Source organism: Streptomyces sp. B21-105 (genome assembly GCF_036898465.1).
Classification (GTDB): domain Bacteria; phylum Actinomycetota; class Actinomycetes; order Streptomycetales; family Streptomycetaceae; genus Streptomyces.
Genome location: NZ_JARUMJ010000001.1, coordinates 9112761 through 9125618, shown reverse-complemented (window position 1 = coordinate 9125618; position 12858 = coordinate 9112761). Strand labels below are relative to the sequence as shown.

Genomic DNA, 12858 nt, shown 5'->3' with positions numbered 1-12858 from the left:
ACATTGCCGAGGCGGGATGGTCGACCCCGACCGTCCACGACGTCCCGCACTCCGGGCAGCTGGACGTCACACCGACCTTCACCGCCTCGGTTCTCGCCCTCGCTCGCCGCATCCGCCGCCAATGCCGCGATCGGCAGACGGACGAGCAGAAGACCGCTGTCGCCCTTGCCGACGGCATCAGCGGACCACCGCACCCACGGCACAACCGAGGCCCATCATCGCGGTCGTCCGTGACCACAACCAGCCTCAGCCGAGGAACGCCGTCCCTGCGCATGCTGCCACCGTACGAAACGAAGTTGGCCGTCGGCAGTCCCCCGCCGTGGCTTCGAACGTGTCGGTTGGCCCCAGGAGAACGAGAAGTCATTCGCAGCCACCCACCGCGAGGTCGAAGAGCCTGGGGTCAATAAGCGGCGGTCCGGATGCGCATCTCGTCCTGGCGAGCGGACCGGGGTCCTCCAGGCCGCCGTACCGGCTGATGGAGCGGAGGTGCCGCTCGTCCTGCACGCCGTGTGAGCATCCGTTCGGGGGGCAGGCCTCAGTCCGAGTCCTCCTTCCTCCTGAGATCGGCCAGCTCGTCGAAAGTACGGATCAGGACTGCGCGTCGCTCGTCCTTGTAACCCGATGAGGGCGTCAAGGCGTCGATGCGGCCCTCCCATACCGCCATGAACGTCTTCTTCCACCCCGCGACCACCTCGGCCTCGGGCAGCGATGCCCCCACGTACCCCTGCCGCGCCAGAAGGCTCAGCAGCTCCAGGTTGGCCGGCACCGCAATTCCCCAGTACTCGTCGGGCTCGATCTCGACCGGGTCGCCGGCCATCGCGTCCGCCACCTCGGTGATGAGCCGGTCCGTGAGGATCGACAGGTGGTCTGCGGCCGTGTCGCTGTCGAAGTTGCCGGTTCCCCAGTCGCCCATGGGTCTCCTCTGTTGGTTGGGTCGGTACGCACGAGTTGTATCAGCGCGTACTGACAACCGGACCGCACAGAGGTGCGGCAGGCAGGGATGCCCGGAACGACGTGGACAGGTCTCATGTGTCAGAGCCGGTAGTCGCCCGTCGGCCATCTTCCCGCCGCTTGGCATGCCCGGATCAGGAACAGGCACTCAGCGGTCTGGATCTGTGGCGCGCCGCCTCGGCCGGCGGCGCGGACCTGTTGTGGCGGATCCGTACTCACCAGGTGCTGCCGGTCCGCGAGGAACTTCCCGACGGCTCGTACTTGTCGGAGATCGTCGCTGCGAAGGACCACCGCAAACGCGCCGACCCACGGCGGTGCGGGTCATCGAGTACACCCTGCAAGGCCCCGGATTCCCCGAGCAGAATGCTCCCTATCGGCTGATCACCACGATCCTCGACCCCGAGGCCGCGTCCGCCACCGACCTGGCCGCCCTCTACCACGAACGGTGGGAGATCGAGACCGCCCTGGACGAGCTGAAGACTCATCAACGCGGACCCGCCCAGGTCCTTCGCTCCCGCTCGCCCGACGGCGTCGAGCAGGAGGTCTGGGGCCATCTGCTGGTCCACTACGCCATCCGTAGCCTGATGCACGACACCGCGGACGCCTCCCAACTCGACGCCGACCGGCTCTCCTTCACCCGCAGCATCCGTCCCGCACGCCGCCAGGTCACCGCGCAGGCGGCCTTTTCCCCCTGACCACCTGGCCACGGCCCTCTCCGAGGGCCTACGGGAGATAGCCCGGCACCAGCTGCCCCTCCGCCGCAGACGCTTCAACCCCCGAGCCGTCAAACGCAAGATGTCCAACTTCGGCGTCAAACGCGACGAACACCGACGCCCGCCACAGCCCGACCGGAGCCCGGCCGAAGCCGTGGCCATCGCCCCGCACTGGCGCACAGCCTCGATCAATCCACCGACCAAGGTCCCACGCAGCCGCTATCCAGTAAACCTTAAGTTACTGGTATTGCCCTTAAAGCACCCTTAAAGCGGGCCACCCACGAATCGGACGATCACAATGGCACCTCCATCCGGCGAGTGGAACGCCTCGATCGACTTCCGCACCTCGGATGCCCGTTCCCACTCCTCCCCGTACTCCCCCTCGGGGGTGCGCCAGTGGCGCACGAGTCCTTCGGTGATGCCAGCAACGTCGTCCGGAACGGCGAAGACGCGGCGCAGCGAATCGACGGTGGCCTCGAAGAGGACCTCGTGGGCGGCAGTTCCCAGCTGATCGCGGCCGTGTGGTCGCCAGTCGCCACGGCTCGGCGGCCCTCCCGGCGAGGTCGCCGGACGCGGGACCACCACGGCGGCACGCTGAGCGGAGCGCCCACGACGGGCCCGACCACACCGCGGCAGCAAGATCGAGTACGCGCGCCTGCTCAAGGAGCAGGGCAGCAGCTACGGGGAGATCAGCACCAAGACCGGCATCCCGAAAACCTCCCTGCACCGCTACCTACAGGGGTAGCCGTACCGGATGTGCTGAGGTGGTCAAGGCCGGACGGGGCCTCCACCGGAGGTTGGCGAGCCCCGACGGCCCGCTCTGGTGGTTGCCTCGGTGCGCGGCCTAGGGGCCAGTGCCGCGCGCAGTGCCGGGGTGAGGATGTGGCGGGTCTCGGACGGGGTGAGGGCGGCGGGGGTGGGGAGGGGGTTGAGGTAGCGGGTGTAGATGAGGCCGCCGAGGATCGTCACCACGGCCGTGGCGCGGGCGGTCGCGTCCCGGCCGCCGAGAAATTCAACAAGCCGGGCCAGCAACTCGCGTTCCAGGTATTCGCGGATCACCTCGGCAGCCTCGTCGCTCTGGGCGGTGAGCTGCAGGAAGTCGGCGTCCTCCCACAGGTCCGTCACCGCGTCGATCAGGCGGTCGGGGAGGCCGGCCTGGTCGCCGCCGAGGACGTCGTCCACCGCCAGCGCATTGGCGCACTGGAACTGCATCACATCCGCGAACAGGCCCTTCTTCGAGCCGAAGTGGTACGCGATCAGCGCCGGGTCGACCCCGGCGGCCCCGGCCACCGCGCGCAGGGTGGTACGTCGGTAGCCGCGCTGCAGGAACAGCGCCCGTGCCGCCGAGACGATCGACTCACGGGTCGGCGGGTTGCCGCGGGGGCGGCCTCGGGTGCGGGCGGGGGCAGGGGCGGCGTTATTCATCAGCGTTGAGCCTGCGTTTCCTGATCGGCACAGTCAAGGGCGTTCCGGTAACCACACGAAGGGATGACCCGACACCATGCGTATCGCAGTCTTCGGCGCCAACGGACCCACCGGCCGCCACCTCACCGACCAGGCCCTCGCCGCCGGCCACGAGGTCGTCGCCGTGACCCGCCGCCCCGGCTCCCTCCCCACGCGACCCGGCCTCGCTGTGGCCGTCGCCGACGCCACCGACCCGGAGGCCGTCGACGCAGCGATCGGCGGGACGGACGCCGTCCTGTCCGCGTTGGGCGCGCGCTTCAGCAAGGAGACCATCACCACGTACTCGGCGAGCGCCACGGCCATCACCGGGGCCATGCCCCGCCACGGCATCAAGCGGCTCCTCACCGTCAGCTCCAGCATCGCCGACCCGAACTGGCGTCCCACCGGCGCGCACTTCTTCAACCACGTGCTCGACCCGCTGGTGAACCGACGCCTGGGCCGTACCCTCCACGAGGACATGCGCCGCATGGAGGCCGTGATCCGTCAGACGGACCTAGACTGGACCCTCGTCCGACCCTCGGGCCTCTTCGAGCACCCCCTCGTCACGGACTACCACACCGCCGAGACCAGCGCCGACGGCGTCTTCACCGCCCGTGCCGACCTCGCCGCGAGCATGCTGCGCGAGCTGGAGGAGCGGCGGTACGTCCGTACAGCCATGGGTGTCATCACCACGGCCGTGAAGCCGAACATCGCCAAGCTGATCTGGAATGAGGGCGTGAAGAAGAAGTGAGCCGGGCGACCGTCGAACTCCCGGCCGCCACACGGGCGTTCCTCACTCGCCCTCACACGGCCACCCTCACCACCCTCCGCCCCGACGGCGCCCCGCACGTCACCCCTGTCCGCTTCACCTTCGACGCGTCCACCGGCCTGGTCCGGGTGACCACCGGGGCGGGGTCCCGCAAGGCCCGGAACGTGGTGGCGGGCGGCCCGACGGCCCGTGTCGCGCTCTGCCAGGCAGACGGCTTCCGCTGGGTCACCCTCGAAGGCCGGGCCGCCGTCACCGACGACCCCGCGCGCTTGGCCGAGGCGGTCCGCCGCTACACCGTCCGCTACCGCGCGGCCCCGCCCGCCCCGCTGGACCTGGTCGTCGTCGAGATCGCCGTCGACCGTGTCCTGAGCCTCAACCTCTGAATCCCCGTGTTGAAAGCGAAGTGAAACGCCGCCGTGCCCATCCTCCCCGTCCTCGACTCCACCCTCCACTACCGCGAGTCCGGCGACCCCGACGGGCTGCCGTTCGTCTTCCGAAGGGGGGCAGCCGATTTTGTGAGCGCCGCCCGAAAGTCGGGCCCGGGGCTCGGAGGCAGGGACCGGCTCAGGGCTTGAGCCGGTAGTAGTAGGTGTGCGAGACGCGGAATCCGACGTCGTCGTACAGCCGGCGCGCGGCATGGTTGTCGCCCATGACTTGCAGGTACAGCTCATCGGGCGCCGAGCAATGCTCGATACCTGTGGATCAGTCCCGGGTGGAACGCCGAGGGCGTACCTTCCCGAATGATCCTGTGATGGTCACCGAGTAGGCCCGCGTTGGCGCGCGGGTCGGAAAGGTACGTCCGTGCTCAGTGATTCCTAATGCCGATTGTCAAGCGGCCAGGGCAGTGGGAGGCACGGCCTCGTAGGGCCGTCCGTCGCGTAGGAGGGCCCAGAGGACGTTAACGCGTCGGCGGGCCAGGGCCAGGACTGCCTGGATGTGGCGCTTTCCTTCGGCGCGCTTGCGTTCGTAAAACCGGCGGGAGTCCTCGCAGTGACGGATGCTGAACAACGCGGAGATGTAGAAGACGCGTTGGAGCCGGCGGTTGTAGCGGCGTGGGCGGCGGAGGTTGCCGCTGATCTTGCCGGAGTCGCGCGGAACGGGTGCAACGCCGCCGAAGCCGGCGAGGCGGTCTGCGGTGCCGAAGAGGCTCATGTCGCCGCCGGTCGCGGCCAGGAACTCGGCACCGAGGATCACGCCCAGGCCGGGCATGCTGGTGATCACTTCGAAGTCCTGATGCTCGCGAAACCGGGCCTCGATCGCCTTGTCCATCTCGGTGATCTGCTGGTTGAGGGCCATCACCTCTGCCGCCAGGGTGTGCACGAGCTGGGCGGTCAGTTTCTCCCCTGGCAGGCTGGCGTGCTGGCGCCCGGCCGCTTCGACGGCTGTCTCGGCGAGCCGGTCAGCGCGCAGGACCCTGCGATTGCGCAGCCAGGTCTCCAGCCGTTTGACCCCGATCCGGCGAATGGCGGCCGGGGCCTGGTAGCCGGTCAGCAGCACGAGCGGACCGGTGTTGGTCAGGTCGAGGGCCCGCTCCAGACCAGGGAAGATGTCGGTGAGGTGGGCTCGGAGCCGGTTGACGGTGCGGGTGCGGTCGGCGACCAGATCCATGCGACGGCCGGTGAGGATCTTGAGGTCGGTGACGGTCTCGTCGCCGGTGCGTAAGGGGTGCAGGTCCCGTCGGATGCGGACCTGGTCGGCGATGACCGCGGCGTCCTTGGCATCGGTCTTGCCTTCGCCTCGGTAGCTCTCGGAGGCGCGGTGGATGGCCCGGCCCGAGATGTAGTGCACCGGCTGGCCGTGGTTGAACAGGATCGTGATGGCCAGGGCGGCGCCGCCGTCGGCCAGGTCGATGCCCCAGGTCACCTCGTCGCTCAGGTCCAGGACATCTGCGATGAGCTCGAGGAGTTCGGGTTCGTCGTTGGCGACGCGACGGGACAGCAACCGGTGGCCGCTCTCGTCGATCGCGACGCAGTGGTGATGGGTCTTGCCTGCGTCGATGCCGGCCCAGATCATGGCCATGTGATGCCTCCGTGAGGGGTGGTGCTGGTGCCTCCCGACGGACGACCTCGCTGTCGATTCCCTACTCAGCGATCATTCGCAATTCCTAATTGGCAGCCGAGTCGTCGTGGGGCACCGGGCGGCCAATCACTGAAAGCCACCAGCGGCAGAGCGTTTTGAACCACACCCGGCACCCCTGGGTGGGTGAACCATACGAGGGGCTCACCGCGTCCCGCAGAACAACGTAGGGAGTGTTTTTGAACCTTGGCGGATCTCAAATCCGGTTCTGTGCGGTAGGCAGATTCTGCCGGCACCAGGTGGGCGGGGGAATGGCATGGTCACAGTCCCTGCAAAGTTATAGGTACGCAGGAGCAACGGATGAACTAAGCTCCAAGACCAACAGATTGGGTAGACCATAATTACGGGGGAGCAACAGTCATGGAGCTGAGCAGGGTCCGCAAGCGAGTAACCGCAGCATTCCTCACCACCACCGCTATCGCCGCGAGTCTTGTCGTGGCCGAACCGGCGGCTGCAGCCGACCGGCCGCTCGTGTTCCAGAAGCACGGGAGCGACGTCGGTGAGCTTTGGGCCGGCAACTACAATGCGGCTGGCCGCGTCGTCATCTGCGACAACGAGGCGGACGGCCGTGGGGTCTACATCCAACTGCAGAATGAAGCCGGAGAAACCCTGAGTTGGACTGACTCGAGCGGCTCTAACGGCGTCTGCGTAACGGCTGGGTCGTATTTCGTGATCAACTTCATCGAGTGGATGAGGGTGTGCGAGCGGATCAACAATTTGCCCGACAACTGCACGGACAAGATCTCCATCCGGTACGGCGACTGAGGCTCGGCGGCCTCACCGGCTCCTGCCCGCTGCCACGATGATCCTGGTGCGTCCTCGTAGGCCGTCTCAGCCCGTGGGATTCGGCTTCTTCGCCCAACCTCGGGCTGGCTTCTTCCGGGTCAGTCGCCTGGTCATGAGGGGTGATGAGTGACCAGTTCAGGTGAGCTTCACTGTGTTGGGGCAGGCGTTCGTAGTCCCTCGCGTTGCGGCGGGCGTTCATGATCCATCCCAGTGTGCGTTCCACACGCCAGCGGCGCGGGAGGACGACGAACCCTTTGGCACCCTTGGGGCGGGAGACGGTCTTGAGAGTGATGTGGAGGAAGTCCTCGGCCCAGGTGACGAGTTGGCCGGCGTAGGCGGAGTCGGCCCAGGCCTGGGTGATCTGAGGGTGCGTGAGACGAAGGCGCCAGAGGAGTTCGCGGGCGGCGTCCCGGTCCTGCATGTCGGCGGGCGTCACCATAATCATTGGGAAGCCCTTCGTGTCCACCGCGACGTGTCTCTTCCGCCCGTTGATCAATTTCGCGGGATCGAAGCCTCGCGTCGCCCTGCTTACCGTGGAGGCGCCCTTGACCGACTGCGAATCGATGATCAGCGTGACCGGATAGGGGCATCGTCCCAGGCCAGTACGCAGACGACGCCGGAGCTGGTCACGGATATAAGTGACCACGCCGCGGCGGTTCCAGCGGGCGAAGAACCCGTAGACCGTCTCCCACGGAGGGTAGTCGGAGGGCAGAGCGCGCCACTTCGCGCCGTTGTCGGTGATGTAACGGATCGCATCGACGATCTCGCGGCGCGGGTGCTTCTCCGGCCGACCGCCCTTCTTGGTCTGGCAGGCCGGGACCCGGAAGCAGGGGCTGGAGCAGGGCCCATTCGGCGGGGGTGGTGTCCGAGGGATAGCAGCGGCGGCGCTGGACGGTGGGCATAGCGGTCTCGGTAGACGGGGCGGGAGGTTGAGGCGGAGGCTATTTGGAGAGCTGGGCGAGGGTGGCGCGCACCCCGGTGAGCTGGGCGACGGCGAGCTGGGCCCACTCGTCCTCCGGGCAGCGGGCCAGGTGCGGGTCGAGCGTGCCCGTGATCACCCGGGTGAGACGACCGAGGATCTGCCGGAACTGCTTCTTCTCGTACTCGATCCAGTCCGCCGGCTCATCGGAGAAGACGTAGCCGTCCTTGTAGGTGTAGATGATCGGGGTGAGGTGTTCCGCCGCCGCGACGTCGCGAAGATGTCGGATCCCCCGGGCGACCTGGGATTTCTTCAGCCGCGTCGCGGCCACCAGCTGCCGGGTGTGGAGTCCGGCGGGACGGGCCTCGATCAGTGAGGCCCAGACCAGGTCGCCGTAGTGCTCCGCGAGCGGCCGTGCCGCACGGGGCACGGCTACTCGCCTTTGAGGAGCGCGGCCAGTTGCTCGTCGAGGGTGAACTCGCCGTGGTCGACCGCGATTCGAGCCAGTCGGCCGCCGCCCGCACCTTCGCGATGCCCCGGCGGACGGTCTCGCGCTCGTCCTTGGTGAACTCCTGGCCCCGTAGCCGCGGCACCAGCCTGCCCAACGCGGCGACGTAGCTGTGACAGGACCCCACCAGGTCCAGATACTCGATGGTGTGCTCGATCTGCCGCACCGCCGGAGTCCGCTCGCGGATCTGCTCGCGGGTCTCCTCGGAGTTGTCGAACTGCGCCCGGTTGACCGCCATCCGCGTGGTGGTGTCCCGCATCACCCGCCGCGCGACCGCCGGCCATTGCAGCAGATCGGCCGTGACCTGCCCGGCGACCTCGTCGTCCCGGGCCAGCTCCTGCACGACCCTTACCTTGTCCTCCGGGCTGACCTGCGAGGAAACCGCCGGGCGCCGCAGCAGACCGGTGGCGACCTGCCCGGCGACCTCGTCGTCGCGGACCAGGTGGGTCACCGCCTGGACCTTCTCCTCCACCGTCACCGGACGCTCCACCCGCTGCCCCACCAGCCGCTTCCCGGAGTCCGGCGTCCTGCGGCGCTGACCGGTGCGCTGGTTGAACGGCGGATCCTCGATCGCCGCCCACCGTTCCGCCTCATCCGTGACCGACGCCAGCACCCGGTGCACGGTGAAGGACACCCCGTCTCTGCGCCACGCGGCCGGCCACCTGTTCGCCGTCCACCGCCAGTCCTCCACTGTTCGCCCGCGCGACCCCGATGTCGTCGGCGAAGATCTGCAACGACTCTTCCACCGTGTACAGATCGTCGGTCCCGTTCGGCATCGAACCGCCCACCGGCCTCATCGGCTCAATCTCCAACGCCTTGTCACCCAGAGCGAATTGAGCTCGCGAGACCTGCGCGATCAGCTCCCGCGCCTCGGCCACGATCTGCTCGTAACGCGCCCGAGTGACGTTCCCGATCCGCTCCGACACGACGCTCACCATCCCGCCCTGGCCGGGCCGGCCGCCCCACGGCAACCGTCAACATGACACCCTTCCAGTCCACCTCAAACGGTGGCGCGGACCCGAGATCGCGGGGCAGAGCGCGAAACGGGGGCGCTCGAAGCGCACACCGTCCGCCAATTCGGTCCGTGAACAACGCACGGGGACCCCGGGGCCCAACTTCCGTTCGGCTACGGCGTTTCCGCAACACTGTTTCGTGACGCCTGCCGTTCCCGACAGGCTGTCACCCGGCACCGCGGCGAGCAGTACACCGCCGACCGTGCGCGCTCGACCCCCACCGTCCAGCACCGCCTGCACACCGGGCACTCAGCCTGTTCCCCGGACTGGATCGCCACCACCCTCAGCCGGGTCTGCTCAAGCACCCGCCAGTGCCGCGACCTGCATCTGCTGGAGCAGACACTGCCGTCACCGCCCTCGTCGACGGCAACGGATCACCACACTCCCGGCAGTACCGCCGAACCACCCCTCGCGACACCACAACCCTGATCGTCGCAACGTTCAGACCTCAACACCAGCCTTCAAAAACACGCACTCAGACACCCGGAGGCCGTCGTCTTTTCCTGGGAGCTCCGCGCCCCCCTCGCGGATGAAGGACAGGTTGGCGGCCATCACCACAGTGCCGTCGTAGTGCAGCTCGGTGATGATCTCCCGGTTCATGGGTGACTGGAGGTTGTTGCACACCCAGCGGCGCAGACCGGGGCGCGGGTTAAGCCGGATATCCGGCCCCATCCCGACCAGGGGGCCGGGCACCAGCTCTCTCGCGTGCAGAAGGCGGGCTCGTGTCTTGGCGGCCTCCAGGACCTCCCGTGCCTCATCACGGTTCATCGTATAGGCACCGCGCGGCAGGGGCCGCTGAGGCCGGGAGACCGCGAGGAACCATGCCGAGGGCGCGTAGGCGTGCGCGGAGATGGTCTGGGTGGTGAAGTCGATGTGACGCTGGATTTCTTCCTCTGCCCGGCCGACGCGGGCGAAGCGGTCGCGGTAGGCCCGCTCGATCTGGTGCTCTGCCATCCAGGCGGTGTGGTCGTTGTCCCGGTAGGGGACGACCGCAGTCTGCTGTTCCTTGTCGCGTGCTGCGCCGCCGTACACGAAGTGCGGTGCCATCTCGCTGGCTGGCACATCGACGACCAGGACCGTCTTCGTCCCGTCGGTCAGCTCGAATATGTCCAGGTCCGGCAGGTAGGGCTGGACGTGGTTGCGGATCCACTGGGCGTACTGCTGCCGGTTGACCTCGTCGGGGTCGATGCCCGTCAGGACGGTCGTCTTGTCCTGGACCCCGAAGATGATCAGCCCGCCGCGGGTGTTTGCCATGGCGGCGACGTCCTTGGCGAACTCGTTCCACCGGCCGTCCCGGGGCGGCTGGGGAAGCATCTCCTTCCAGTCCAGGTCGTCGGACTCCTCCAGGTTGTCTACCGCGGCCTGGCGGACCATGTCGAAGGTGAGAGGACCAGGCGGGCATCCGAGGTGTTCGTGCAGTCTTGTCCATGTGCGTGCCATGCGCGCCGTAGAGGGCGTATCGGCCTCTGTCAGAGACGCTTTCCCTCTGCGCTGGTGGGCGGTGATTAACGCTCCAGGAAACTGATGGCTCATCCTGAACAGGAGAGCCCCCGTACTCATTCGGAACACATCGGGCGCCGCTGCACTCTGGCGGCCTCCCGGACTCGGCAAGGGGCGAGAACCGTCCGCCGACGTCCCGGAGGCCGTTGTGCTGTTCCATCTGCTTCACTACCTGACCGACCTGGCGGCTGCGCCCGACAGCGATGCCCTGACGCTGCTGCGCAACCTGACCAGCACCGCCTACGGAACGGCTCACCTGGTTCGGCTGCTGCGGCGTCCCGGCCAGCGCCGGGACCGCCGGGTGGTAGAACCGGGCATGACCTTCATAACGCCGGGCATGGCCGCTGCCGGCATCAAGGCCACGGGCAGCGTGGCCAGCGCTCTGATCGGACGGTACCGACCCACAGGCGTGCCCCGGCTAGGCAGCAACGAGGACCGCGCGGAGGCATACCGGCGGCTGCTGGACGCCTCCGCCCGCTCGTTCGGCTACGCCTACCAGTTCGCCCACCTCCGGCGTGAGGCCGGGCGGGCGGCGAACAAGGTGTTGCTGGGTCAGTTGCCCCAGGCATGGGAGCTCAGCAGTGAACTCATCGGCGCGCTGCAGGGCGTTCGGCTGTGCGGCAGCGTGCACGTCATCGCCGCCGCGGAGACCCTTGTTGCCGCGACCGGCGACCTGGACTTGAACGAGAAGAGCGCCGACCGCTTCCAGCAGGCCGATGCTGTGGTGGCCGCCCAGGATGCGTTCCTGGACGTCTGCCGGGAAGACCTTGCCTACACCGCCCGCTGGTGGCAGGTGCGTCGGCGGATTAAGGATCGCCGCTTCCTGCGTGAGCAGGCCGAGCGCTGAGGTGCCGGCAGTGCCGCGGTCGGTGTCGTGCCACCGCTGCCTGCTCGGGGAGCATCCTGTACGGCCGGGCGCTCCGCTCGCGGCACTGCGCCATCGAGGTGAACGGGGCGTGCCCTGCGGCTGTGTCTCATGCGCTCGGCTGTCCACCGGGATAGCGATACGGGCATGGACCTCAATGACGTCATCGATCGCGCAGAGTTGCATGGGAAAGTGGCGCGCCGGTTCGGCAATCCGCCCGTCCCAGGGCGGCGCCGGCAAATGGATGCCCACCTGGCAGGCGCGTGGGCTCTGCTCGACACCGCGATGAAGACGTATGACCCGGCCAACGCCCAAGGCCTGGTCCGGGCGGCGGCAGAGGCTCACCGGCAATACACCGCACCAGGCGCCCTGATGACCGCTGGCTTCCTGCACTTCATCTTCCAGGAGCTCGCCCCCAACAAGGAGTTGGGTGTCAACCTGGACCTTCCCTCGCGGGTGGAATGGGCCGCCCGTGTCGTGGAGTGCGTGCGGGCAGGACTGGGCGATAAGGACTTCTCACGGCTGATCGAGGGCATCAGCGACATCCTGACCGACCTGGCCGACGAGGCCGAACCGGTCAGCGTGAGGTGACTCCGGCGCTCTCCGCTCGCGTCGCTGCGTCCGGCACCGATGCCCGCCTGAGCCTGCACAGCGCTTCGACGGGCCCGGTCCACCACGGCCGGCTGCCGGATCCGAATGGACGCCATACCGGTACTTGTACTTGTACCGCTCTGCGCCGCCCCGCGTACGGGCCTGGACGCCTGCAGCCTCCCGGGCCAGGCTGTCGAGATGAACGACGCGAACGACTCCGGCTCGGACGACGGCAGGATCGACAACGTCTCCCTCTACATGGAGACGCTCAAGGCCCGCATGGACCCCGAGCAGTACGACGTCCTGGCCAAGGCCGTGCACGAGACAGCGCACCTGATAGCCGAGGGTCATCAGGCCGGCCCTGTCGGTGACGCCTCACAGTTCACCGATGATGTGCAGCGGGAGTACGCGACGGTCCTGGCGATTCTCCTGACCGGCCGCATGGACCACCGACTCGTGGAGATGCCCGGCCCCGACGGCAGCCCCGGCTTCGCCATCGTGGAAGCCTCCGCCGCCGACGACCCGGCGAAACTGCAGGAGTTGCGCGAAAAGCACCGTCACTTCGTCACCGAGGCAGCAGGCCCTCTACAGCGAGCCTGCCGGCATCGCCCGCGCCAGCGGCCTGAGCTCCGACGACTGACCATGCGCCGCGCGACTCACCCCCGCACCGCGCCCCGCCGCCCTACGCGGCCGGGGCGCTGAGTGCCTGTTTGCAAAGCTTCGC

The 12858-nt window shown here is 68.1% G+C and carries 16 protein-coding genes and 2 pseudogenes; 9 read left to right on the top strand and 9 right to left on the bottom strand.

Annotation, left to right across the window (positions count from 1 at the left end):
- Positions 1–535: 535 nt before the first annotated feature.
- Positions 536–913, bottom strand: coding sequence for a DUF4259 domain-containing protein (locus QA802_RS40925; RefSeq protein ID WP_334534140.1), 378 nt, complete (start codon positions 911–913; stop codon positions 536–538).
- Positions 914–1265: 352 nt separating this feature from the next.
- Here QA802_RS40925 and QA802_RS40920 point away from each other — a divergent pair, with 352 nt between their 5' ends.
- Entirely contained in the window at positions 1266–1646 is a 381-nt protein-coding gene (locus QA802_RS40920) for a transposase (RefSeq protein ID WP_334534137.1), read from the top strand.
- Positions 1647–1928: 282 nt separating this feature from the next.
- On the opposite strand, the gene QA802_RS40915 is transcribed toward QA802_RS40920, so the two are convergent.
- Positions 1929–2249 carry a hypothetical protein gene (locus QA802_RS40915; protein ID WP_334534135.1) on the bottom strand — a complete coding sequence of 107 codons (321 nt, stop codon included), beginning with the start codon at positions 2247–2249 and terminating at the stop codon, positions 1929–1931.
- Positions 2250–2304: 55 nt separating this feature from the next.
- Between QA802_RS40915 and QA802_RS41865 the strand changes: the two genes are divergently transcribed.
- Positions 2305–2409 carry a helix-turn-helix domain-containing protein gene (locus tag QA802_RS41865; protein WP_443042325.1) on the top strand — a complete coding sequence of 35 codons (105 nt, stop codon included), beginning with the start codon at positions 2305–2307 and terminating at the stop codon, positions 2407–2409.
- 23 nt (positions 2410–2432) lie between these two features.
- On the opposite strand, the gene QA802_RS40910 is transcribed toward QA802_RS41865, so the two are convergent.
- On the bottom strand, positions 2433–3089 hold the full coding sequence (locus QA802_RS40910) for a TetR/AcrR family transcriptional regulator (RefSeq protein ID WP_334534133.1): 657 nt from the start codon (positions 3087–3089) through the stop codon (positions 2433–2435).
- Positions 3090–3165: 76 nt separating this feature from the next.
- On the opposite strand from QA802_RS40910, the gene QA802_RS40905 reads away from it, so the two are divergent.
- Positions 3166–3858, top strand: coding sequence for an NAD(P)-dependent oxidoreductase (locus QA802_RS40905; RefSeq protein ID WP_334534130.1), 693 nt, complete (start codon positions 3166–3168; stop codon positions 3856–3858).
- Positions 3855–4259: a pyridoxamine 5'-phosphate oxidase family protein gene (locus QA802_RS40900; protein ID WP_334534127.1), complete on the top strand. Its 405-nt coding sequence runs from the start codon at positions 3855–3857 to the stop codon at positions 4257–4259. The genes QA802_RS40905 and QA802_RS40900 overlap by 4 nt, the downstream gene beginning before the upstream one ends.
- Positions 4260–4704: 445 nt before the next feature.
- Here QA802_RS40900 and QA802_RS40895 read toward each other — a convergent pair whose 3' ends face one another.
- Complete coding sequence (locus tag QA802_RS40895; protein WP_334519052.1) at positions 4705–5895, bottom strand: IS110 family RNA-guided transposase; 1191 nt, start codon at positions 5893–5895, stop codon at positions 4705–4707.
- A 417-nt stretch (positions 5896–6312) separates the two neighbouring features.
- Between QA802_RS40895 and QA802_RS40890 the strand changes: the two genes are divergently transcribed.
- Entirely contained in the window at positions 6313–6717 is a 405-nt protein-coding gene (locus QA802_RS40890; protein WP_334534123.1) for a hypothetical protein, read from the top strand.
- A 66-nt stretch (positions 6718–6783) separates the two neighbouring features.
- On the opposite strand, the pseudogene QA802_RS40885 reads toward QA802_RS40890, so the two are convergent.
- A pseudogene (locus QA802_RS40885) lies at positions 6784–7640 on the bottom strand (IS5 family transposase).
- Between the two features lie 39 nt (positions 7641–7679).
- Entirely contained in the window at positions 7680–8087 is a 408-nt protein-coding gene (locus QA802_RS40880) for a hypothetical protein (RefSeq protein WP_334534120.1), read from the bottom strand.
- 29 nt (positions 8088–8116) lie between these two features.
- Between QA802_RS40880 and QA802_RS40875 the strand changes: the two genes are divergently transcribed.
- On the top strand, positions 8117–8275 hold the full coding sequence (locus tag QA802_RS40875) for a hypothetical protein (RefSeq protein ID WP_334535231.1): 159 nt from the start codon (positions 8117–8119) through the stop codon (positions 8273–8275).
- Here QA802_RS40875 and QA802_RS40870 read toward each other — a convergent pair.
- From QA802_RS40870 to QA802_RS40860, 3 genes and pseudogenes are all read right to left on the bottom strand, one after another.
- Positions 8212–8778: pseudogene (locus QA802_RS40870) on the bottom strand (DUF6192 family protein); the annotation flags it as partial. The gene QA802_RS40875 and the pseudogene QA802_RS40870 overlap by 64 nt on opposite strands.
- Entirely contained in the window at positions 8756–9091 is a 336-nt protein-coding gene (locus QA802_RS40865; protein WP_334534117.1) for a hypothetical protein, read from the bottom strand. The gene QA802_RS40865 and the pseudogene QA802_RS40870, both read right to left, overlap by 23 nt.
- 528 nt (positions 9092–9619) lie before the next feature.
- Positions 9620–10552, bottom strand: coding sequence for an AlbA family DNA-binding domain-containing protein (locus QA802_RS40860; RefSeq protein WP_334534114.1), 933 nt, complete (start codon positions 10550–10552; stop codon positions 9620–9622).
- Between the two features lie 274 nt (positions 10553–10826).
- Here QA802_RS40860 and QA802_RS40855 point away from each other — a divergent pair, with 274 nt between their 5' ends.
- The 3 genes from QA802_RS40855 to QA802_RS40845 all read left to right on the top strand — a co-directional run bounded on the left by QA802_RS40855 (position 10827) and on the right by QA802_RS40845 (position 12836).
- On the top strand, positions 10827–11525 hold the full coding sequence (locus QA802_RS40855; RefSeq protein ID WP_334534111.1) for a hypothetical protein: 699 nt from the start codon (positions 10827–10829) through the stop codon (positions 11523–11525).
- A gap of 165 nt (positions 11526–11690) precedes the next feature.
- Entirely contained in the window at positions 11691–12134 is a 444-nt protein-coding gene (locus tag QA802_RS40850) for a hypothetical protein (RefSeq protein WP_334534108.1), read from the top strand.
- 198 nt (positions 12135–12332) lie between these two features.
- The gene (locus QA802_RS40845) at positions 12333–12836 is read left to right on the top strand and encodes a hypothetical protein (RefSeq protein WP_334534106.1); all 504 of its coding nucleotides are present in this window, start codon (positions 12333–12335) and stop codon (positions 12834–12836) included.
- Positions 12837–12858 lie beyond the last annotated feature (22 nt).